This is a genomic window from Sphingomonas sp. TX0543 (genome assembly GCF_048565505.1).
In the GTDB taxonomy this organism is placed as follows: Bacteria; Pseudomonadota; Alphaproteobacteria; order Sphingomonadales; family Sphingomonadaceae; genus Sphingomonas.
In genome coordinates, this window is record NZ_JBLZUS010000002.1 from 1,484,487 (window position 1) to 1,505,492 (window position 21,006).

The 21,006-nt window shown below is 64.1% G+C and carries 25 protein-coding genes; 19 read left to right on the forward strand and 6 right to left on the reverse strand.

Annotation, left to right across the window (positions count from 1 at the left end):
* Positions 1-8: 8 nt before the first annotated feature.
* Complete coding sequence (locus ACM61V_RS07750; protein ID WP_137787344.1) at positions 9-671, forward strand: CerR family C-terminal domain-containing protein; 663 nt, start codon at positions 9-11, stop codon at positions 669-671.
* A 3-nt stretch (positions 672-674) separates the two neighbouring features.
* On the opposite strand, the gene ACM61V_RS07755 is transcribed toward ACM61V_RS07750, so the two are convergent.
* On the reverse strand, positions 675-2,306 hold the full coding sequence (locus ACM61V_RS07755; protein WP_171007612.1) for a Na+/H+ antiporter: 1,632 nt from the start codon (positions 2,304-2,306) through the stop codon (positions 675-677).
* Between the two features lie 136 nt (positions 2,307-2,442).
* On the opposite strand from ACM61V_RS07755, the gene ACM61V_RS07760 reads away from it, so the two are divergent.
* The gene (locus ACM61V_RS07760) at positions 2,443-2,805 is read left to right on the forward strand and encodes a VOC family protein (RefSeq protein ID WP_137787343.1); all 363 of its coding nucleotides are present in this window, start codon (positions 2,443-2,445) and stop codon (positions 2,803-2,805) included.
* A gap of 66 nt (positions 2,806-2,871) precedes the next feature.
* Positions 2,872-3,030, forward strand: a complete 159-nt coding sequence (locus ACM61V_RS07765) for a hypothetical protein (RefSeq protein WP_419713924.1) — start codon at positions 2,872-2,874, stop codon at positions 3,028-3,030.
* 10 nt (positions 3,031-3,040) lie between these two features.
* Here ACM61V_RS07765 and ACM61V_RS07770 read toward each other — a convergent pair whose 3' ends face one another.
* On the reverse strand, positions 3,041-3,826 hold the full coding sequence (locus tag ACM61V_RS07770) for an enoyl-CoA hydratase/isomerase family protein (RefSeq protein ID WP_137787342.1): 786 nt from the start codon (positions 3,824-3,826) through the stop codon (positions 3,041-3,043).
* The gene (locus ACM61V_RS07775) at positions 3,823-4,683 is read right to left on the reverse strand and encodes an enoyl-CoA hydratase/isomerase family protein (protein WP_137787341.1); all 861 of its coding nucleotides are present in this window, start codon (positions 4,681-4,683) and stop codon (positions 3,823-3,825) included. The genes ACM61V_RS07770 and ACM61V_RS07775 overlap by 4 nt, the downstream gene beginning before the upstream one ends.
* Positions 4,684-4,778: 95 nt before the next feature.
* Between ACM61V_RS07775 and ACM61V_RS07780 the strand changes: the two genes are divergently transcribed.
* From ACM61V_RS07780 to ACM61V_RS07790, 3 genes are all read left to right on the forward strand, one after another.
* Complete coding sequence (locus tag ACM61V_RS07780; protein WP_419714252.1) at positions 4,779-5,108, forward strand: Rieske (2Fe-2S) protein; 330 nt, start codon at positions 4,779-4,781, stop codon at positions 5,106-5,108.
* A gap of 11 nt (positions 5,109-5,119) precedes the next feature.
* Positions 5,120-5,869: a glucose 1-dehydrogenase gene (locus tag ACM61V_RS07785; protein ID WP_137787339.1), complete on the forward strand. Its 750-nt coding sequence runs from the start codon at positions 5,120-5,122 to the stop codon at positions 5,867-5,869.
* A 62-nt stretch (positions 5,870-5,931) separates the two neighbouring features.
* Positions 5,932-6,408 (forward strand): aromatic ring-hydroxylating oxygenase subunit alpha, encoded by a 477-nt coding sequence (locus tag ACM61V_RS07790; RefSeq protein WP_419713925.1) that lies wholly within the window; start codon positions 5,932-5,934, stop codon positions 6,406-6,408.
* Positions 6,409-6,426: 18 nt separating this feature from the next.
* Here the strand turns inward: ACM61V_RS07790 and ACM61V_RS07795 are convergent, their stop codons facing one another.
* Positions 6,427-7,191 carry an IS6-like element IS6100 family transposase gene (locus ACM61V_RS07795; protein ID WP_001389365.1) on the reverse strand — a complete coding sequence of 255 codons (765 nt, stop codon included), beginning with the start codon at positions 7,189-7,191 and terminating at the stop codon, positions 6,427-6,429.
* A 44-nt stretch (positions 7,192-7,235) separates the two neighbouring features.
* On the opposite strand from ACM61V_RS07795, the gene ACM61V_RS07800 reads away from it, so the two are divergent.
* Genes ACM61V_RS07800 through ACM61V_RS07810 form a run of 3 tightly spaced genes read left to right on the forward strand, consistent with a single transcriptional unit; the run spans position 7,236 to position 9,255 of the window.
* Positions 7,236-7,997, forward strand: a complete 762-nt coding sequence (locus ACM61V_RS07800) for a thiamine pyrophosphate-dependent dehydrogenase E1 component subunit alpha (protein ID WP_419714253.1) — start codon at positions 7,236-7,238, stop codon at positions 7,995-7,997.
* On the forward strand, positions 7,994-9,013 hold the full coding sequence (locus ACM61V_RS07805) for an alpha-ketoacid dehydrogenase subunit beta (RefSeq protein ID WP_137787318.1): 1,020 nt from the start codon (positions 7,994-7,996) through the stop codon (positions 9,011-9,013). The genes ACM61V_RS07800 and ACM61V_RS07805 overlap by 4 nt, the downstream gene beginning before the upstream one ends.
* Positions 9,014-9,027: 14 nt before the next feature.
* On the forward strand, positions 9,028-9,255 hold the full coding sequence (locus tag ACM61V_RS07810) for a biotin/lipoyl-containing protein (RefSeq protein WP_137787317.1): 228 nt from the start codon (positions 9,028-9,030) through the stop codon (positions 9,253-9,255).
* 52 nt (positions 9,256-9,307) lie between these two features.
* On the opposite strand, the gene ACM61V_RS07815 is transcribed toward ACM61V_RS07810, so the two are convergent.
* The gene (locus ACM61V_RS07815) at positions 9,308-10,111 is read right to left on the reverse strand and encodes a TetR/AcrR family transcriptional regulator (protein WP_171007608.1); all 804 of its coding nucleotides are present in this window, start codon (positions 10,109-10,111) and stop codon (positions 9,308-9,310) included.
* 133 nt (positions 10,112-10,244) lie between these two features.
* Here ACM61V_RS07815 and ACM61V_RS07820 point away from each other — a divergent pair, with 133 nt between their 5' ends.
* Genes ACM61V_RS07820 through ACM61V_RS07840 form a run of 5 tightly spaced genes read left to right on the forward strand, consistent with a single transcriptional unit; the run spans position 10,245 to position 14,613 of the window.
* On the forward strand, positions 10,245-11,345 hold the full coding sequence (locus ACM61V_RS07820) for an acyl-CoA dehydrogenase family protein (RefSeq protein ID WP_137787315.1): 1,101 nt from the start codon (positions 10,245-10,247) through the stop codon (positions 11,343-11,345).
* A gap of 30 nt (positions 11,346-11,375) precedes the next feature.
* Positions 11,376-12,311: an SDR family oxidoreductase gene (locus ACM61V_RS07825; RefSeq protein ID WP_137787314.1), complete on the forward strand. Its 936-nt coding sequence runs from the start codon at positions 11,376-11,378 to the stop codon at positions 12,309-12,311.
* Positions 12,312-12,316: 5 nt separating this feature from the next.
* Positions 12,317-12,721: an MAPEG family protein gene (locus ACM61V_RS07830; protein WP_137787313.1), complete on the forward strand. Its 405-nt coding sequence runs from the start codon at positions 12,317-12,319 to the stop codon at positions 12,719-12,721.
* A 9-nt stretch (positions 12,722-12,730) separates the two neighbouring features.
* Positions 12,731-13,345 (forward strand): glutathione S-transferase family protein, encoded by a 615-nt coding sequence (locus tag ACM61V_RS07835; RefSeq protein WP_137787312.1) that lies wholly within the window; start codon positions 12,731-12,733, stop codon positions 13,343-13,345.
* A 32-nt stretch (positions 13,346-13,377) separates the two neighbouring features.
* Positions 13,378-14,613: a cytochrome P450 gene (locus tag ACM61V_RS07840; RefSeq protein WP_249341597.1), complete on the forward strand. Its 1,236-nt coding sequence runs from the start codon at positions 13,378-13,380 to the stop codon at positions 14,611-14,613.
* A gap of 14 nt (positions 14,614-14,627) precedes the next feature.
* On the opposite strand, the gene ACM61V_RS07845 is transcribed toward ACM61V_RS07840, so the two are convergent.
* Positions 14,628-15,404, reverse strand: coding sequence for a TetR/AcrR family transcriptional regulator (locus ACM61V_RS07845; RefSeq protein ID WP_137787310.1), 777 nt, complete (start codon positions 15,402-15,404; stop codon positions 14,628-14,630).
* Positions 15,405-15,555: 151 nt separating this feature from the next.
* On the opposite strand from ACM61V_RS07845, the gene ACM61V_RS07850 reads away from it, so the two are divergent.
* The 5 genes from ACM61V_RS07850 to ACM61V_RS07870 are packed head-to-tail and all read left to right on the forward strand — an operon-like array spanning position 15,556 to position 20,994.
* A complete protein-coding gene (locus tag ACM61V_RS07850) occupies positions 15,556-18,048 on the forward strand; it encodes a TonB-dependent receptor (RefSeq protein ID WP_419713926.1) in 2,493 nt (830 codons plus the stop codon).
* 33 nt (positions 18,049-18,081) lie between these two features.
* Positions 18,082-19,449, forward strand: coding sequence for an aromatic ring-hydroxylating dioxygenase subunit alpha (locus ACM61V_RS07855; protein ID WP_137787308.1), 1,368 nt, complete (start codon positions 18,082-18,084; stop codon positions 19,447-19,449).
* A 1-nt stretch (position 19,450) separates the two neighbouring features.
* Positions 19,451-19,957: a nuclear transport factor 2 family protein gene (locus tag ACM61V_RS07860; RefSeq protein WP_249341606.1), complete on the forward strand. Its 507-nt coding sequence runs from the start codon at positions 19,451-19,453 to the stop codon at positions 19,955-19,957.
* Positions 19,954-20,457, forward strand: a complete 504-nt coding sequence (locus ACM61V_RS07865; protein ID WP_137787306.1) for a nuclear transport factor 2 family protein — start codon at positions 19,954-19,956, stop codon at positions 20,455-20,457. Before ACM61V_RS07860 ends, ACM61V_RS07865 begins: the two co-directional genes overlap by 4 nt.
* 3 nt (positions 20,458-20,460) lie before the next feature.
* Entirely contained in the window at positions 20,461-20,994 is a 534-nt protein-coding gene (locus ACM61V_RS07870) for a nuclear transport factor 2 family protein (RefSeq protein ID WP_137787305.1), read from the forward strand.
* Positions 20,995-21,006: the final 12 nt, after the last annotated feature.

The window sequence follows — 21,006 nt, forward strand, 5'->3', positions numbered from 1 at the left end:
GATTGACGATGAAGGCGAAACCAGCCGTGCCGTCGCGCACGTCCGATGGTGGCTATCGCAAGGGTGAGGAAACGCGCGCGCGCATTCTGGATGTTGCACTTGGCGCGTTCGGCAGCAGCGGGTTCGCCGCGGTGACGACGCGGCAGATCGCCAGAGATGCCGGCGTCAACCTGCCGGCGCTTACGTATTACTTCGGGAACAAGCGCGGCTTGTACCTCGCCTGCGCCCATGAAATCGTCGCCAGCTATCGGGAAGGGATGGGGGCTGTCGCCGGTGTCAAATTGGCCGCGCTGCGCGACGGGCTGGAGCCCGATGCGGCGCGCGCGTTGCTGAAGCAGCTGTTCGCGGCGTTGGCGCGCTTTCTACTCGCATCGCATGGCTCGCCCGATCGGAGCCTGTTCGTTCAGCGCGAGATCGCTAACCCTGGCCCGGCGTTCGAAATCCTCTACGCGCAGTTGTGGCGGCCGGGGATCGAACTGGCGACAGAGCTTATAACCCAGACAAGCGCTGGAAGGCTCGGTGAGGCAGGTGCACAGGTGCGCGCTGTGCTGATGATTTGCAGCCTTACGGGCTTTCTCTCAGGCCTCCCGGTGGTCGCGCGGACGACGGGAAAAGCGGATTATCCCGCCCTCGTCATCGCCGCGCTGGAGGAGCAGATCGACGCTTTGTGACGGTCATCCGCGATGCCGGGCCTCCGCGAGATCGAGTTCGCGTGTCAGTTTCTGTGCAGTGGCGCTGCCAATTGTCCGCTCCTGTGCCAGTTTCCTCAGGACCGCTCGTTCGGCATGCACCCCGGTCAATCGCAGATCGCGGAAAAGGCGGTCCTGCGAGCGAAGATCGTCGGAGCGTCCACCGCTCAATCCCTCTATCCGCTCGCGATAGAGATCCATGACACGCGCGCCGATCTGGGCGTAGCGATCAGCCTCGCTGTCGTTCTGCGCCAGGTCGTGCTGCTTGCGCTCGATCGCCCGGATCGCAGCCTGTGCGGTGGCAATGCGTGCTGCATCTTCTTCCGCCTGCTTCGATGGCTCGGCCGGCATGCGCAGGTCTTTCAACAGGATCGGCAACGCGATGCTGGCGATCACGAGCGAGACGATGATGACGCTGGCCGCCAGGAAAATCGCCACGTCGCGCGCCGGGAAGGGGGTGCCGTCGTTCAGCGCCAGCGGCAGCGTCAAGACGCCCGCAAGCGTGATCGCGCCGCGCACGCCGGCGAGAGACATCGCCGCCACCAGTCTCCAGTCGGGACTGCGCGGATCTGTGTCCGGCAGACGGTTGTGCAGGATAGTGAGTTTAAGCGACGCCCAGACCCACACGAACCGGAGGACGATCAATCCGGCGACGATCGCGAGCGCGTAGGCCGCGAGCCACCATGGTGAGCTATGCCCGGTAAGAGCGACCGTGCGGCTCGCGCCTGCGAGGATCGTCGGCAATTGCTCGCCCAGCAGCACGAAAATGATCCCGTTGAGCGAGAACTGCAGCGTATCCCACACCGAATTGCGCCGCATCCGCGTGATCGGCAACGCCTGACGCGATATCTCTGCGAAGGTCATCGTGACGCCGGCGCCGACCGCGGCGAGGATGCCCGAGGCATGCACCTGTTCGGCCAGCATATAGGAGCCGAACGGGATGAGCAGGCTCACCAGTATCTGTGAGCCGGTATCCTCGCCCCAGTGCTTCGTCACCCATGCCTTGGCGCGGGTTACCGTCAGCGTAAGCCCGACCCCCACAGCGATACCCGCCCCGGCAACCCAAAGGAAATTCAGCGCCGCGCCCGCGGCGGAGAAGGTGCCTGTCAGCGCGGCCACGATGGCAAAGCGCAGGCAAACGAGGCCCGAGGCATCGTTCAGCAGCGATTCCCCTTCGAGAATGTGCATCATCCGTTTCGGAATCGGCGCGCGTGCCGCAATCGCCGACACGGCGATCGGATCAGTCGGCGAGATCACCGCCGCCAGCGCGAAGGCGACCGCCAACGGCATCGCCGGGATCATCCAGTGGATGAACAGTCCCATGCCGATCACTGTGATGAGAACGAGGCCAAGCGCGAGTTCGACCACGGTCGACACGTCCTTGAGCAGTTCGTCCTTCGGGATGCGCCAGCCATCCAAGAACAGCAACGGGGGAAGAAATAAGAGAAGGAATAGCTCCGGTTCGAGCTCGACGCGATAAGAGGTCGACAGGCCGACTACCCCGCCGAGCGCGATCTGGACCAGCGGGGTCGGAATCGAAATCGGCAACATTCTCGACAAGGCGCCGCTGACCACGACCGCCAGAAGAAGAAACAGGACGATCGATACCGCTGCCAAAATTTGGGTCTCCACGGACTGAGGCATCTACTAGGGCGCTGGATCACGAGGGGGCAAGCCCGCATTCCCCTCCGGCCTGTGCTTGGCTTTTGCCCGGGCCAGGGTAACCTGCCGACAGTTTGGTTAGGAGAGCCTCATGGTTGTGACCGGCATAGGCGGCATTTTCTTCCGCGCCAAAGATCCCGAAGCGTTGCTTAAATGGTATCGCACCCACCTCGGCATAGCGGTTGAGGGGCAGATGCACTGGAACCAGCAGGCCGGCCCCACGGTGTTCATGCCGTTCGCGCATGACACGGATTACTGGCCGGGCAACAAGCAGTGGATGATGAACTTTCGTGTCACGGATTTGGATACCTTGCTGGCCTCGCTACGCCTGGCCGGCGTAGCGGTTGAAACCGATCCGAACTGGGATGCGCCTGAAATCGGTCGCTTCGCGCGCATCCATGATCCGGAAGGGAACCCGCTTGAACTATGGGAGCCGGCGGAGGGGGCTGGCTGATCTCGAAACCCGCGTCTTTGAGTATTCTTTCGATAGGGATTGATCCGATTGACCAGCACAAGGGAAATGACGGCTGACTATATCGTGTCTGCCACGAACGAAACCGGTGCCATACTGGTCCTGCGCGCCGATGATGAACGATCGGCGATCGAGGTCGCCAATCTTTTCCGCCAGAATGATTATACGCGCGTCACGATCAGCATAGCCGGCAGCGATCCCGATTGAGCCCGTGCGACTAGCGGCCGACGAATGCCGCCGCCCGCCGCTCCTTCGCAGATGACAGGCCCTCCCGGAAATCGTCGCTGCCAAGCAGTATCGCTTGCGTTGGCAGGTTCGCCGCCCACTCCGTTTCCATGCTCGTTTCAAGGCCGCGGTGGAGCGCCCGCTTTACAGCAGCATAGGCAAGTGGCGCTGCCGCGGCCAGTTCAAGCGCCAGTTCGTTACCGCGCGTCATGAGGGCGTCGCGAGCGACCACTTCGCCGACCAGACCGATCGTCATCGCCTCTTCCGCCCGCACGGCGCGGCCGCGCAGGCACATCTCGGCCGCACGCCCCATGCCGATGATACGCGGAAGCAGAAACGTGCCGCGCAGCGGCGGCATGATGCCGAGCCTGATCCAGCTTTCCTGGAACATCGCATCCTCGGAAGCGACGCGAAAATCCGCCGCCAGCGCCAGTTCGCAGCCGACGGTGACCGCGGCCCCCTGCACCAGCGCGATCGTCGGTTTCGCGCAGGCATAGAAGCGCCGGACCGCACCTTGGAAATGCGCGTAGACCTGGGTTTGCACATCGATGGCTGGCGTTTCCACCAGCGCATCCAGAAAGGCGAAATCGGCGCCTGCCGAAAAATGCTTCCCTTCCGCGCGCAGGATCAGGCAGCGGATCGCGGGATCAGCCTCCAATTCGTCGATGGCAGCGCCGATTTCGCGCATGGTCTGGGGGCGGATCGTGTTGCCGCTGCCGCGCGCCAGAACGATGTGGCCAACGGCTCCTTCCCGCACCACTCGAATATCGTCCATCATTGCTGCTTCTCCTCGACCGAAGACGAGGTCGTCGTGCGATAATCGCCGAACAGGCCATCGCGCGCATCGAGGGCGCGGGTGACGTTTTCGCGGAATTTGGCAAAGGTCGCTTGGCTGGTTTCGGTTGTCATGGCGAGCGCCTGTATTTCGGTGCCGGCGCGAATCGCTGCCCGCAGCCCCATTATTTCCATTGCCCGATGCACCGAGCGTTTGTTCATCGCCTGAACGTCTGTGGGGATGCGCGTCATCCGCTCGGCACGCTCGACGACCGCAGCGTCCAGCTCGGAAGCCGGGAAGGCGCGGTTGGCGAACCCGAGGCGAACCGCCTCCAGCCCGTCGATCGCATCGCCGGTGAGCATCATCTCCATCGCTGCGCGCATCCCGCACAACCAGGCGTGAAACTGGTTGTCGGGCGGGCTCATCATCCGCACCGGCGGATAGCCGATCTGCGCATCTTCGGCGACGTAAACGAGGTCGCACGCGGTCGCGAGTTCGGAGCCGCCGGCCAGGCACCAGCCGTGGACTTGTGCGATCACCGGCTTGGCGAGATCCCAGATGCGGAATGCGCCCTCGACAACGTGGCGCGGCCAGTGACCGGCGCCGGGGGCGGTGTGATAGGGAAAGGGCGGCGCTGTCCCGCCGCCAAGATCATAGCCGGCCGAAAAGCAGGTGCCGGCTCCCCGGATGATCGTGACGCGGGTTTCGGAATCGCGATCCGCATCCTCCAGCAGTGTGAAGAGCCGGTGCCGCAGGCTGTTCGACAGCGCATTGCGCTTTTCGGGGCGGTTCAGCGTCAGCCGCAGCACCGCTTCAGCCGGGCGATCGACAAGTATCAGATCGCGGTCATCCTGTTTCATCCATTCTCTCCTCACCTCCAAGGCTTGCAGAGGGGGAGGGTCCGGTCAATACTGACACGCGCAATCGATTCGGGGAGAGGGCAATCAATCTGGCGCTGGAAAGTGCCGCCTTGCGCGAAGGTGGGATCGAGGCGGTGGTGATTGGTGGCTGGCCCGTGCTGCTTGTGCGCAGCGAGGGAACCGTACGCGCCACGATCAACCGCTGCACGCATGCGGCGGCCGCGTTCGCGCCAGGCGGGCGCGTGCGTCGCGGGGTGCTGATGTGCCCGGCGCACGGCGCGCGGTTCGACACCGTCACCGGCAAGTGCATCGGCAGCCTTTATCGACCGCTGCGCACGTTCCCGGTGAAAGAAATGGATGGGTGGATCACCGTCTCGGTGCCGGATGACGCGCCGGGACCCGACGAACAGCCAGTCGCGCGATAGGGGAGTGAAACATGGAGTTGCAGGGCAAGGTCGCACTGGTCACCGGCGCGGCGGCGGGACTGGGCGAAGCAGCGGCGCGCAAGCTCGCTGAGGCGGGCGCGAGCGTGGTCGTGACCGATATCGAGGTCTCGACCGGCGAGGCGGTGGCGGGCGCGATTGGCGGGACGTTCGTTCGCCATGACGTAACCAGTGAGGCCGACTGGACGGCTGCCATCGACGCCGTGGAGCGATCTCAGGGCAGGCTCGACATATTGGTGAACAATGCCGGTATCACGCTGATGGGATCGGTCGAGGAAATGGATCTAGCCGGGTTCCGCCGCACGCTCGATGTTGACCTGGTCGGCACATTCATCGGCTGCAAGCTCGCGATACCGCTGATGACGCGGTCGGGCGGGGGGTCGATCGTCAATATCGCGTCGATAGCGGGTCTTCAGGCGTCGGCGAACCTGGTCGCATACAATGCGGCGAAGGCCGGCGTGACGCTGATGACAAAATCGATCGCGATGCACTGCGCGACCACGGGCACGGGCATTCGCGTCAATTCGGTCCACCCGGGCGTCATCCGGACCGCGATGCTCGACAAGGTCATGGCGCAGGTTCCGAATCCGCGGGAATTGATGGAGGGCTTCGTCGCCGTCCATCCGATCGGGCACATCGGCGAGCCGGACGATATCGCCGAGATGGTGCTCTATCTCGCCTCCGCGCGGTCGAAGTTTGTCACCGGCGCGGCGATGGTGGTGGACGGCGGCGCCACGATCTGAATTGACGCGACGTCGACGAAGAAGGTATAACACTTGCTACATTTGCAGGAGAGGGCCGCCCGATGAAAGCCATGGCGAATGCCGAGATCGCGGCAATGATGCGCCACAGCGTCAAACACGCGCGTGAGAATACGTTCGAACTCGTTGACGACGTGCTTGAGGTGCCGGCGAAAAATTATACAGACCCCGGCCGCTTCAAGCTGGAGGTCGACCGCATCTTCAAGCGCCTGCCGCTGATGCTTGCGCCTTCATGCGAGATCCCAAGTCCGAACGACTTCAAGACGATGGAAGTCGCGGGGATCCCGCTGCTGCTGGTACGCGGACAGGATGGGGTGGTTCGGCTGTTCATCAACAGTTGCACTCACCGGGGCACGAATGTCGCGGTCGATCCGACCGGCAACGCAAAACGCTTCGTCTGCCCCTACCATGGCTGGACCTTCGGGCAGCAGGGCGAGCTGATCGCGGTCGCGGCGGCGAGCGATTTCGGCAAGGTTGATAAATCGGGCTCTGTTGCAAAGATTGGCGGCAGTCAGAGGTAGGCTGTCGCTCTGCGCCGATCAGGCGGCTGCTGCGAAATGGTGGTTGAGCATGCCCATGGCCTCCGTCAGCGCCGAGGGCCCAATGCCAAAAGCTCTCTCCACAAGGCGCACCTCGCCCCTGATGCCGGGCTGCAGGCACCAGGGGCGAGCCTGTCCTTTGCGCAGGGCTCGCATGACTTCGAATCCCTTGATCGTGGCATAGGCCGTGGGGATCGATTTGAAACCGCGCACCGGCTTGATCAGTATCTTGAGCTTTCCGTGATCGGCCTCGATCACGTTATTGAGATACTTCACCTGCCGGTGGGCCGTCTCCCGGTCCAGCTTTCCTTCGCGCTTCAATTCGGTGATCGCTGCACCATAGCTCGGCGCTTTGTCGGTATTGAGCGTGGCAGGCTTTTCCCAGTGCTTCAGGCCTCGCAGGGCCTTGCCCAGGAACCGCTTCGCTGCCTTGGCGCTGCGGGTCGGCGACAGGTAGAAATCGATCGTGTCGCCCCGCTTGTCGACTGCCCGGTACAGGTAGGTCCACTTGCCCCGCACCTTGACGTAGGTTTCATCCAGGCGCCAGCTCGGATCAAAGCCACGCCGCCAGAACCAGCGCAGCCGCTTCTCCATCTCCGGGGCGTAGCACTGGACCCAGCGATAGATCGTCGTATGGTCGACCGAAATGCCGCGTTCCGCCAGCATTTCCTCAAGGTCGCGATAGCTGATCGGATAGCGACAATACCAGCGCACCGCCCACAGGATCACATCACCCTGGAAATGGCGCCACTTGAAATCCGTCATCGTTCCGTCCGTCCAATCTCCGCCAAGCATGCTCAAGCTTCACGATTTTTGCAACAGAGCCTCCGTCAAAGCTGCTGTGGGCCGAGTTCACCGGCCGCGCGACGGGAACGTGCAAAGGCAAGGGCGGCCCGATGCACATAACCCACCCGGAAACGGGGGTTATGGTGACGACGGGTGTCGTCGGCTCCGGCCTGCCGATCGCCAACGGCCTTGCGATCTCGTCGCAGAACCGCGGCGACGGCAAGGTAACGGTCGTATGCTTCGGAGACGGCGCGTCGAACATCGGCGCTTTCCATGAAGCGATGAACATGGCGCAGCTTTACAAGCTGCCGGTCATTTTCCTGTGTTCGAATAACAAGTATGGCGAACACACCGCGTTCGCGGCGCATACCGACAGCGAGTCGATCGTCAGCCGCGCCGCCGGTTATGGAATGCGCGGCGTGCAATGCGACGGCAATGATCCGGTCGACATGTATAATACCGCGAAGGAAGCGGTCGATCGTGCGCGGCGCGGCGAAGGCCCGACGCTGATCGAGGCGATGACGTTCCGCATGCTCGGGCATCTGTTCGGCGCGGATTTCAGTTACGTGCCGAAGGAAATCGCGGAACAGGGGGCGAAGGAGGATCCGATACCCCGTTTCCGCCAGCTGCTGCTCGATACGCACGTGTCGGAAAGCGAGCTCGACGCGATCGTCGCCGACATCGAGAAGGAGATCGATGAGGCTGTCGAATTCGCCCTCGCGAGCCCATTCCCCGAAGTGGACGAACTGCGCGTCGACGTCGTCAAGCAGGAGATCGCGGCATGAACGCGGAAACGGCCGTGAAGGCGAGCAAGATCAATTTCATTCAGGGTCTCCACCAGGCGCTGGACGAGGCGATGGCGGCGGATGAGAATGTCATCGCGCTGGGCGAGGATATCGGTGACGCACAGGGCGGCGGCATCTTCAAGGTGACGAAGGGGCTGACCGAGAAATACGGCAGGAACCGCATCCGCTCCACCCCGATTTCCGAGCAGGCGATCATCGGCGCGGCTGTCGGTGCGGCGATCGTCGGCATGCGTCCGGTCGCCGAGATCATGCTGATGAACTTCGTGACGGTGGCGATGGACCAGATCGTCAACCACGCCGCGAAGCTGCGCTTCATGTCCGGCGGGCAAACCAACGTGCCGCTCGTCATCCGCACCACCACCGGTGCGGGCGTCGGCTTTGGCGGGCAGCATTCCGATATGCTCGAGGCGTGGTTCGCGCACGTGCCGGGCCTGAAGATCGTGATGGCGTCCAACCCCGCCGATGCGAAAGGGCTGCTCGCCTCCGCGATCGAGGATGACGATCCCGTCATCATGATCGAAAATATCATGGCCTATGGTCAGATGGGGCCGGCGCCCGAAGCGGGCTATCGCGTTCCGCTGGGCAAGGCGGCGATCGCGCGCGAGGGCAGCGACGTATCGATCATCGCTTATGGGCGCGCGGTGCTCGATGCGCTTGCGGTGGCCGAGAAGCTGGCGGGCGAAGGCGTCTCGGCGGAGGTGATCGACCTTCGCACGATCGCGCCGTTCGACGAGGCGACGGTGTTCGCTTCGGTCGGCAAGACGCGGCGCGCCGTGGTGGTCCATGAGGCGGTGAAAGCCTATGGCACCGGTGCGGAGATCGCGTCACGGATCACCGAGGAACTGTGGGATACGCTGAAGGCGCCTGTCGGCAGGGTCGGCTCGACCTACTCGCCGGTGCCTTTCTCGCCGCCGCTCGAAAAGGCGTGGATCTACAGCCAGGATCAGATCGCCGCCGCGGTGCGCGGCACGATCGACCGCCGCGCGCGCGGCTGACCGGGGGAATACAGATGGCAGATATTTCGATTCCGAAGCTCGGCATGAGCATGACCGAGGCGACGCTGGTGGAATGGCTCGTCGCGGATGGCGGCGAAGTTGCGGAAGGGCAGGATCTCTACGCGATCGAAACCGACAAGAGCGTGCAGGAGGTGCAGTCGCCCGTATCGGGCAAGCTCCGCATCATCGCCGCGGCGGGCGAAGTGTATGAGGTCGGCCACCTGATCGCGACGGTGGATTGATCGCACGAGCGCCGGCGCCGCGGCATCGGCCCACCGCCGATCCCGGAAAATGTCACTCGGCGGCGCGCGGCGCGCGGCGGCGCGGCTTGGCAGCCGTCACAATCTCCTCGTTATCCGCGGCGCGCGTTCGGGCGGGCGGGTCAGCGATGGGGCTTGCGAAGCTGGTCGTGTCGCCGGTCCGCTTGATCTCGTCGAGGTAATGCGCGGCCTCGTCAGCCAGCGCGCCGCGCACCGCACCGATGATGAGCAGCAGCATGTTTTCCGCAAGACGCGGAAGATACTCCTCGTCGGTAAGGCGGGAGAGGCACCAGTCGTTGATGGTCGAATATTCAACGTTTGCAAGGCTGTGGTTGAAATGGTCGATCTCGATCCACGGATTGATGCTGGCGGCATTGTGCGAGAGCCAGTCGCCGTTGCCGCGCAACGCCATGTCCTGCAGCGTCTGCCAGACGTCGCGCGGGGTGGTGGGTGCGAAATAAATCGCGCAGACCGCCTTGGTATAATTGCGCACGCGAAAGTTGCGGCGGTTGATCGCGATCGTCCGGCTGAGCAGCCCGGACAGTGACGCCGGATCCGAGCCGGACCGTACATAGGCACTGAATTCGTCGAACGCCTCGCGGATAGCAAAGGCGATCAGCCGATCCTTGTTCTGGAAAGCGTTGTAGAGCGTGCGCTGCGCAACCCCGGCGCGCTGGCACAGCTTGCGGATCGAAAAGCCCTCCAATCCGTCTTCGGCGATCATGTGGCGCGCTTCCTTGAGCAGCCGCCGCCGCCGCGCGATGATCATCGGGCTGAAATAAAGCAGGGGCTTTTCAGGATGAGGTGCCAGTTCGCCCCGTCCGAATTTCGCAGCCATCCCCCGCTTCGCCTCCCGATGTCCCTGCGCCGAGAGTGGCGCAGCGAAGGCGTTGGCGCAACTGGCAATCATCGCCTCTTGATTGATGGGGAGCTTTACGTAAAAGTAGCGCGCAAATTACTTTTGGGGCGACATGGACTTCTCTCTCTCCGACGAGCAGCGGCTGCTGCGCGAATCGCTCGCCGGTTATCTTGCCCGCGGCTATGATTTCGACGCGCGTCGCGCGGCGGCGCAGAACGGCGGCTGGCGCGCGGAGGTGTGGCGCAGGTTCGCCGACGAGCTCGGGCTGTTCGGCGCATCGCTTGGCGAGGAGGCCGGGGGCCTGGGCGGCGGCCCCGTCGAGACGATGGTGATCGCGGAGGAGCTGGGCCGCGCGCTGGTAATGGAGCCTTACATCGAGAGCATCGTCGTCGCGACGGCATTGCTGCGCGATGAGCGCGGTGCGGCCGAGCCGCTACGCGCGGCCATCGTGGCGGGCGATGCGATCGTTGCGCCGGCGCTCTATGAGGCGAAGGGCAGGTCGAGCCCCGGCCTGGTGGCTGCCACCGCATCCAGTTCGGGCGATGGGTCGAGGCTGCACGGCACGAAGGTGGTGGTGGCAGCCGCGCCGATCGCCACGCATTTTCTGGTATCGGCACAGGAGGAAGGCGGTGTCTCGCTGTTCCTGGTCGATGCCCATGCCGAAGGTATCGAGCGGCGCGATTATCAATTGATCGATGGTCGCCCGGCATCCGATCTGGCGTTCGCCGCGGTCCCGGCTACGCGGATCGGCGCGGCGGGCGGGGCGATGCCACGCATCGAGCAGGCGATCGACGAGGGTATCGCTGCGCTCGCCGCCGAAGCGGTCGGCGTGATCGATGCGATGATTGTGCGGACGGTGGACTATACGAAGCAGCGCGAGCAATTCGGCGTCGCGATCGCCAGCTTTCAGGCGCTCCAGCATCGCATGGCGGATATGCTGACGCTGCTGGAACGGTCGCGCTCGATGGCGATCATGGCAACGCTGGCGCTGGATACGCCGGCCCCGGAGCGGCGACGCGCGGTATCGGCGGCGAAGGCGTTCATCAGCCACGCGCTCAAGACCGTCGGCGAGAGCGCGATCCAGCTTCACGGCGGCATCGGCACGACCGAGGAGATCGCCATTTCCCACTATTTCAAGCGCGCCACCACGATGCAGAGCCAGTTCGGCACGGCCGCATGGCACCTCGAGCGGATGGCGCGGGACGACCAGTAAGAACGACAATAATAAAACGAGGAGAGATCAATGCGAACGGTAGCGGTGATCGGCGCGAGCGGCCGGCAAGGTGGCGCGCAGGTACGGCAATTGAGCAAGGCCGGATTTGCCGTGAAGGCGCTCTCGCGCAGCGACGATCCTTTCTATGGCGAGGAGAAGCCCGCGAACGTCGAGGTGGTCGCGGCGGACCTTTACGATCACGATTCGCTGGTCAGGGCGTTCGATGGTGCGGAAGGGGTGTTTCACACGCACCCGCTGCGCGCGCGCGCCGATCGTGCGGCGATCGCCGGTGCGGTCGGCAAGGCGGCCAAGGAAGCGGGTGTGAAGCGCGTCGTGTGGAACACGTCCAGCTGGATTCCCGATCGCCCGGGCGATGCGTTCACCTATGCCGGCAACACGGAGGGGATCAACGCGCTGTGGCGTTCGGGCGTGGGCGCCACGGTGTTCGGATCAGTGCTGTTCATGGACAACCTGCTGACGAACTGGGCACGCCCGTTCATCGTCAACGAGGGGCGCTTCGTTTATGCGCACAAGCCGACCACCGAGGCGAACTGGATCAGCCTGGACGATGTGGCGCGGATCATGATCCACTCGCTCGATCGCCCGGATATGGAAGGCGCGTGGATGAATATCGGCGGGCCGGAGCGGCTGCGCCCCGGCCAGCTTGCCGATTCGCTGTCCAGCGTGCTGGGGCGCGAAATCCGGTATGACGCCTGTTCACCGGCCGAGTTCGGCCGTCATCTCGTCAATGCTTATGGGGACGAGATGGGGCCCGAGGAGGGCGAGGTGATGGCGAAGGGCATCGGCGACTTCTACGAATATAACGTCAATGCGCCGACGCGCCCGTTCGAGGTGGACACCGATGAGATGCTGCGGCGCATCCCGATCGAGCTGGAAACCTTCGCCGATTGGGCAAAGCGTCAGGACTGGCGCAACACCAACGGCAAGCGCCCCCCGGCGGGTTGAGCGGGATGCTGTCGCCAGATTACTGGTGGGTCACATTGGTCAGCGGCTTCGCGCTGCTGACCTATTATTTCACGCTGCTGATCGCGGGCGTGGCGCGGGTGCGTTTCAAGGTGCCAGCGCCCTCGCATGACGGGCCGGAGGACTATGTCCGCCGCGTCCGTGCGCATCAGAATACGCTGGAGCATCTGGCGCTTTTCCTGCCGGGCATGTGGCTGTTCGCGCTGACCGTTTCGCCGGTGTGGGCGGCGGCGGTCGGCGCGGTCTGGCCGCCGGCGCGGCTTGCCTATGCGATGGGATACCACCGTGCGGCGGAGAAGCGCCGCATCGGCATCTATATCAGCATGCCGCCGATCTACATTTTCGTGCTGGGCACGATCATCGCATCGATCGTACATCTGCTGCGACAATAGGAGAGAGACATGATCCTGTACGATTCGGTCGGGCCCAACCCGCGCGTGGTATCCATGTTCATTGCCGAAAAGGGCATGGAGATCGAGCGCCGCTCCGTTGACATCATGGCCGGCGAGAACCGGCAGGATGCCTACAGGCGCGTCAACCCCGGCGGCACGACGCCCGCACTGGAGCTCGACGACGGCGCGATGCTGTCCGAGACGGTCGCGATCTGCGAATATCTCGAGGAGAAGCAGCCGCAGCCGGCTCTGATCGGCACCACGCCGGAGGAGCGCGCGCACACGCGTATGTGGGTGCGGCGCATCGATTTGAGGGTGGCGGAGCCGATGACGACCGGGTTCCGCGGCGCGGAGGGGCGGCCGATGTTCGAGCCGCGCGTGCGCGTGGTTTCCAGCGCCGCCGCGCCCGATCTGAAGGAAATCGCCGCAGACGGCCTGGCATGGATCGACGGGGAACTGGGCGAGCGCGAGTGGATCGTGGGCGACCGCTTCACGCTGGCTGACATTCTGCTGTTCTCGTTCGTGGAGTTCGGCGCGCTGGTCGGCCAGCCGCTGCGCGAGGATCTCCACAGGCTGGCGGCATGGCGCGCCCGGGTTGCGGCACGGCCGAGCGCGCAGGGCTGAGCCGCGCAATTATCCGAGGGGAGGGGCGAGTGGTGACGACAGCCGGGACATTGCCGGAATTCTTCGATCCCGATATGCTGGAGGAGCCGTTCGCCTGGTATCAGGAGGCGCTCGCGCGCGGCCCGGTCGCCACGGCGGGCGGGGGCACGGTTCACCTGCTCCTCTCGCACAAGATCGTGTCGGAGGCGGCGGGGCGGCCCGATGAGCTCTCCAGCGATTTCGGCGCGATGATGCGGGGCGCGCGCGCCGACGACGCGCAGATCGCGGCGATCGAGGCGGATGGATGGCCGCAGGTCGATACGATGCTTACCGCCGACCCGCCCGTGCACACGCGGTTTCGCAAGCTGGTGAACCTGGCGTTCTCGATGCCGCGCGTGAACGCGATGGAGGATGAGATCCGCGGTGTGGTGGGCGGATTGCTCGATTCGCTCGCCGGGCGCGAGTCGATCGAGATCGTTCACGATTTCGCGGTCCCGCTACCGGTCGCGGTGATCGCCGCCCAGATCGGAATGAACCGCGACGAGGCCGCGAACGTGAAGCGCTGGTCGGACGCGTTCGCGGACCGGCTGGGCGGCATGGCGACGCGGGAGCGGGAGCTGGAATGCGCGCATCTCGTGGTGGAATTCCAGCAGCAGGTTAAGCGGCTGATCGATGCGCGGCGCGACGGCAACGGGCCGAACGACCTGCTCGGCGCGATCGTCAACGCGACGATCGAGGGCGAGCGACCGCTGGACGATGCCGAGATTCTCTCGGTCGTCCAGCAGCTGATGGTCGCCGGCAACGAGACGACCACCTCGACGATCGCCGGCGGCCTGCTGCTGCTGATCCGAAACCCGGAGCAGGAGGCGAAGGTGCGCGCGGATCGCTCGCTCATCCCGAATATGGTCGAAGAGATGCTGCGTCTCCTGTCGCCGACCGCCGGGCTGTGGCGCGTCGCCGCGAAAGACACGATGGTTGGCGACGTCGCGGTCAAGCGCGGCGAAATGGTGATGCTGCGCTTCGCGGCGGCGAACCGCGATCCGGCGGTTTTCCCCGAGCCGGACCGCTTCGATGTGGAGCGGAAGAATGCGCGCAGCCATCTGGCCTTCGGGCGCGGCATCCACATGTGCGTCGGCAACATGCTCGCCCGCAAGGAGCTGGCGGTGACGTTCGAGGAATTGTTCGCGCGCTACGACCGCTTCGAGCTGACGGAGGGAGCGAACGATTTTCGCCATGTGCCGAACCGGCTGCTGCGCGGGCTGGCGGCGCTGCATGTGCGGCTGCGATAGCAGGCGTCGCCGCGTTATTTCGCCGCCGCGTCGCCCGGCGCAGCCGCTTCGGCCGCCGCGGGTTGCGGCACCCAGACCATGTTGGGGAACTTCGGCACCTCGCCGGAACGACGCAGATCGATCAGGAACACTTCGGCTTCGTCGCGCACGGCGCCCTGCACGGCGCCGATCAGCAGCAGCAGCATGCTTTCGGCAAGCCGGGAGAGATACTGCTCGTCGGAAAGGCGGCCGAGGCACCAGTCGTTGATGACCGAATATTGCACGTTCGCCATCGTCGTCGCGAAGTGATTGATATCCACCCACGGCCGCAATTCGCCACGGCTTTGCATCACGACCAACCACTCGTGGATCGCGTTGACCGACATGTCGCGCAGCGTTTCCCACACGTCGCGCGGTGTCGTGGGCGCGAAATAGATCGACACCACCGCCCGCGTGTAATTTCGCACGCGGAAGTTGCGGCGGTTGATCGCGATCGTGCGGTCGAGCACGCCCGGCAGCGTGTTGGCGTCCGTCCGGTAACGGACGTTGAGGTTGAATTCGTCATACGCCTCGCGAATGGCGAGCGCGATCACCCGATCCTTGTTGTGAAACGCATTATATAACGTGCGCTGGGCAACCTCGGCGCGCTGGCACAGGCGGCGCACGCTGAAATTCTCGACACCGCCTTCGCCGATCATCTGCCGCGCCTCACGCAGCAGCCGTCGCCGCCGTTCTATGATGAGCGGGCTCGAATAGAGCAGTGGCTTGTCGGGGTGCGCGTCGAGCGCGCCGCGGGTTTCCGTTTGCGGCATGCACCATCTCTGCCCTGCGCGCGCGGTTTTGTCCACTGGCGACTAAAATGAATACGCAATGCAAAAAGATTGCACCCGGCCCAAAATTTGATACATGACTTCAGCGCGCAAAAATGCGGCTGCCCACGAGGCACTGTGTGGAGGAGATGGGATGAAGGCGTTTGCTCGGTCGCGGGCCTGCTGGCTCGCAGGAACCATGTTCACCTGCCTGGCGACGCCGGCGAACGCGCAGGAAACAGCGCCGCCCGCCACCGCCACCGCGAGCGCGGCCACAAGCGCGCCGCAGGTCGGCGGCCTCGAGGATGTCGTCGTCACGGCGCGCCGCCGCGCGGAGAGCGTGCAGGACATTCCGGTTTCCGTTCAGGCGATCAGCAGCGAGCAGATTCAGAAGCGCGACCTGACCAGCCTGGAGAAGATCGCCGCTTCCACCCCGCAATTCACCGTCGCGCGCGCCTCGAACGGCGCGGGAGCGCAGCTTACGATGCGCGGCATCGGCTCGTCCGCCACGTCGATCGGCATCGAACAGTCGGTCGCGGTCGTGGTGGATGGCGTCTATTACGGGCAGGGCCGGATCATCAACGAGGGCTTCTTCGATCTCGCGCGCGTTGAGGTGCTGAAGGGCCCGCAGTCGCTGTTCTTCGGCAAGAATGCCACCGCCGGCGTGATTTCGCTGAGCACCGCCGATCCCGGGGACAAGCCCGAATATATCGGTCGCGTCGGCTATGAGTTCAACGCGCAGCAGGTCTATGGCGAGGCGATCATCTCGACGCCGATCAGCGACAACGCGGGCCTGCGCGTCGCGATCCGCGCGTCGCGGATGTTCGGCGGTTACTATACCAACGACGCCGCCACCGCGACCTACAACACGACCAATTCCGCCAATTTCGTCACGACGCCGCGCACCGCCGAGCCCGCCGCGCGCGACGAACCGCGCGAGCGCGAACTGATCGGCCGTGTCACGCTCAAGTGGGATCCGACCGACCGCCTCTCGATCAATCTCAAGGCGTCCGGCTCGTTCAACTACACGCTCGGCAACGGCTGGAACTATTCAGCGGTGCGATGCGAGGGTGGGGTGCAGACGGCGAATCCGGCCTATCCGTGCAACGGCGGGTTCACGATCTTCCAGAACAAGCTGCCGGCCGCGCTGGCGCAGACGCTGCCGTTCGCGCGCAGCGACGGCCAGCTCTACAATCGCTATACCTCGTGGCAGACGACGGGCACGGTCAACTACAAGCTCGACAATGCGACGCTGACCTCGGTCACGAACTACAACTGGAACAACAATCGTTTCACCTGCGATTGCGATTTCCTGGGCGGCAACGTGTGGGCGACGGAGAATTCCACCTATCACGCGTTCAGCGAGGAAGTGCGCGGGCTGACGACGTTCGATGGCCCGTTCAACATCATGCTGGGCGGTCTTTACCAGAAAACGCGGCGTGATTTCTATCAGGCGGTGGTGTTCGCCGGCTCGGAGAATACCAACGCCGCGACGCAGAACACCTTCATTTCCTACGCCAAACTCTCCGCCACCGACGGTGAGACCTTGTCGGGTTACGGGCAGCTGATTCTGAAGCTCATTCCCGGCCTGGAGGGGACGGCGGGCGTGCGCTACACGCATGAAACCAAGACCAGCTTTTTCACCCAGCCTTATGTGAACCCGTTCCTCACCACGCTTTTCCGGCCGCAATCGGCGGCGGTGGACGGCACGCTTTATGGCAACCAGACGTTCAACGACTGGTCGCCGGATTTCACGGTGAGCTACAAGCCAAGCTCGAAGATCATGATCTATGGCGCGTACAAGACCGCGTACAAATCGGGCGGCTTCTCGAACAGCGCGATCAACTCCGCGCTCGTCACCAATAATCCCTCCCGCGATCTTGCGTTCAACCCGGAGAAGGGCAAGGGCTTCGAGGTCGGCATAAAGACCACGCTGGCGGATAATCAGGTGCGCTTCAACGTCACGGCGTACGACTATAAATATACCAATCTTCAGATCGATTATTTCAACGCGCAGGTATTCTCTTACGTCACCTATAACGCGGGCGAAGCACGCTCGAAGGGCATCGAGACGGAGCTTGAATATGCGCCGCTCTCCATGCCGGGGCTGTCGTTCCACGGCACCGTCAACTACAACCGCTCGCGCTACGATAAATTCCTGGCGCCCTGCTATTCGGGCCAGAGCCCGACGGATGGCTGTTCGCTGACGGCCGCCGGCGTCGCGCCCGGCGCAGGCGTTGCGGCGACGTTCCAGAATCTGAGTGGCGCGCCGACCGCGAACGCGCCTGAGTGGACCGCGACGCTCGGCGCCGCCTATGACACGACCACCGCGAGCGGCTTGAAGGTCGGCGGCAGCATCGATGGCCGCTATTCCTCCTCCTATCTCGGCTCCAGCTTCGGCGACGGCCGGACGCGGCAGGATGCGTATGCCGTGCTGGATGCCGGTGTGCGGGTCGGCTCGGCCGACGAGCGCTGGGAACTGGCGCTGATCGGCAAGAACCTCACCAACAAATTCTATTTCGTCGGCGCGGGGACGGCGCCGCTGACCGGGGCGAACACCGGCCTGCCGACGGCGGTGCCCGGTGATATCATCGGCTACGGCGCGTTCCCGCGCACGGTTAAGCTTCAACTGACGGTGAAATACTGATAAAGATAGCGCGCGTGTTATAAAGGATCGCTCATGGCTCTCAATGATCCAGTCGCGCCCGGTGTCGCGCGTTGCCCCGGCCCGGGCGCGCGCGAGATCATCCTGGCGGACGGGTGGCCAGTGCCGGATGCACTGGTCGCGGAGAGCTACGCGTTCCTTGGCGACGGCGACATCGGCTATGATCGTTACATCTCGCCGGCGTTCTTCGCGCGCGAAATGGAGCGCCTGTGGGCGAGGACGTGGCAATGGGCCTGCCGCGAGGAGCATGTGGCCGAGCCGGGCGACTGGATCACCTACGATATCGGGCCATGGTCGCTGCTGATCGTTCGCGGGGATGACCACGTCATTCGCGCCTTTCCCAACGCCTGTCTGCATCGCGGAACGCAGCTGAAACGATCCGAGAGCAGCGGCGCCTCCCCGGAACTGCGATGCCCGTTCCATGGCTGGAGCTGGACGCTGGAGGGCGGGCTGAAGAACGTCCCGTGCCGGTGGGATTTCCCGCATGTTTCGGACGAGAAGTTTGCACTGCCCCAGGTCAGGCTGGAAACTTGGGGCGGGTTTGTCTTCATCAATCTGGATCGTGATGCCGCGCCGCTTGCCGATCAGCTCGGCCCGCTCGCCGAGCATTTCACCGGTCGTTGGGATTTGCGCAACCGCCGCATCTCGCTGCATCTGCAAAAAGAGCTGCCGACCAATTGGAAAGCGGCGCAGGAAGCGTTTCTGGAGGCATATCATGTCTATGAGACGCATGCGCAGGGTCTGGCGACGGCGGGTGACGCCAATGCGGCTTATGACATCTTCAGCGATCATGTGACGCGCTTCGTTCACACGATCGGCACGCCCAGCCCGCATTATACCGAGCCGCAGACCGAGCAGCAGATCCTCGATAAAATGCGGGTCGACGGCGCGGTGGTGCCGGAGGGGCGGACGGCGCGATCAGTCGCCGCCGAAAAGCTGCGCGAGCAGATCGGCGCGGATGCCGGCGTCGATCTGTCCGACTATTCCGATAGCGAGATGCTCGATTCGATCGAATATCACCTGTTCCCGAACATGTGCCTGTTTCCGGGCGTGTCGCTGCCGATGATCTATCGTTTCCGGCCGATCGAGATGGATCCATCGCGCACGATGTTCGATCTGTTGTTCCTGAAGCTGGTGTCCGAAGGGACCCCGCTGGATTATCCGCCCGAACCGATCCCGATTGCGGCGGATCAGTCCTATGCTGATGCGCCGGGTATGAGTCCCGGGCTCGGCGCGGTGTACGATCAGGATACCGATAATCTCGCGATGCAATATCGCGGCTTCCAGGCATCGGCGAAACGCGGCCAGACGCTCGGCAATTACCAGGAGGCGCGCACGCGGCGCTTCCACCAGACCATCGATCAGTATCTGGCGCGTGACTGACATGGACCGGATAGACCGCCTCGAAAGCTGGCATGCGATCTACGACCTGTCGTGTGACTACATGCGCGGGCAGGATCGGCTTGATCCGGCTCTGCACCGCTCGGTTTTCCATGATGATGCGACGACGGATTACGGCGATGGCTCTCGCGGCGGCCCGGATGGCTTCGTTGCGTTTGCGCAGGGCGTGCTGCGGGCGCACGCCGCCAACCATCACATGATCGGGCAGGTGCGGATCGATTTCGAGGGCGCCGATACCGCGTTCGGCGAGGTTTATTTCCAGGCGTTCCACCGGGTTGGCGAGGAAGACCTGTTCGTATCCGGTCGCTATGTCGATCGCTACGAGCGGCGCGCGGGCGCGTGGAAGATCGCGCACCGCAGCGAACTGGTCGATTGGGTCCGCACCGAGCCGGCGGCGGACGGATTGCTGCGCGAGAAGCCTGGCTTTCCGCTCGGCGCGCGCGCGCCGCACGATCTGTCGTGTCGCCGCGAAGAGGTGCGCACGCGATGATCCAGATGTCGCTTCTCGCGGATCGGCTGGCGATCCAGGATGTGCTTTGCCGCTATGCGCGCGGGATAGATCGCTGCGACGAGGCGGTGCTTCGGGCGGTGTGGTGGCCGGGCGCGCAGGCGGATTACGGCAACGGCTTCATGGATGCGGGCGACTGGTCCGGCGGCGTGGTGAAGGCGCTGGGGGCGATGCGGCGGACGCAGCATTTCCTCGGCAACATGCTGATCGAGATCGACGGCGATCGCGCCACGGCGGAAACCTATTGCCGCGCCTATCATGAAGTCGATGGCGCCGAGCGACCGGAGGAGATGGAGGTCGGCGGCCGCTATCTCGATCGGCTGGAAAAGCGCGGCGGCGAATGGCGTATCGCGCACCGCCGCTACGTCCACGACTGGAACCGCAACACGCCATCCACCGCGTCATGGGACGGGCCGCTGTATGGCGGCCTGTCCCGCATCGGCGCGCGTGCCCCCCATGATCCGAGCTACACCGGAGACTGACGAATGACCGCACCCGATCCCCGACTCGCGCGGCTGCTGGACAAGCAGGATTGCGTCGAACTGGTCCACAAGCTCGCGCGCGCGATCGATCGCTGCGACGCTGATCTGGTGCGTGAGGTTTTTCATCCCGACGCCACCGACGATCATGGAGGATTCAAGGGCACGGCGGCCGATTTCGTTCCGTGGGTGATGGAGGTGCTGAAGGGGATGCGACGCACTCAGCACATGATCGGTAACGTTCTCGTCGAGATCGATGGCGATCAGGCGCAGGGTGAGGCATATTTCATTGCCCATCACGTGCTGCCGGGCGACGGCGGCGATCGCTTCATGGTGGCTGCCGGCCGGTATCTCGATCGTTTCGAGCGGCGTCATGGCGTGTGGAAGATCGCGCATCGCCACGCCGTTTATGACTGGAGCACCAGCGCGGGCGCGTCCGATATCTGGGATCGAGCGAATTCGCCCGGCTACGTCTTCGGCGATCGCGGCACGAGCGACGCATCCTATTCGCATTTCGCCCGCACCGCGCGGGCCGCCTGATTATCTGTTTTT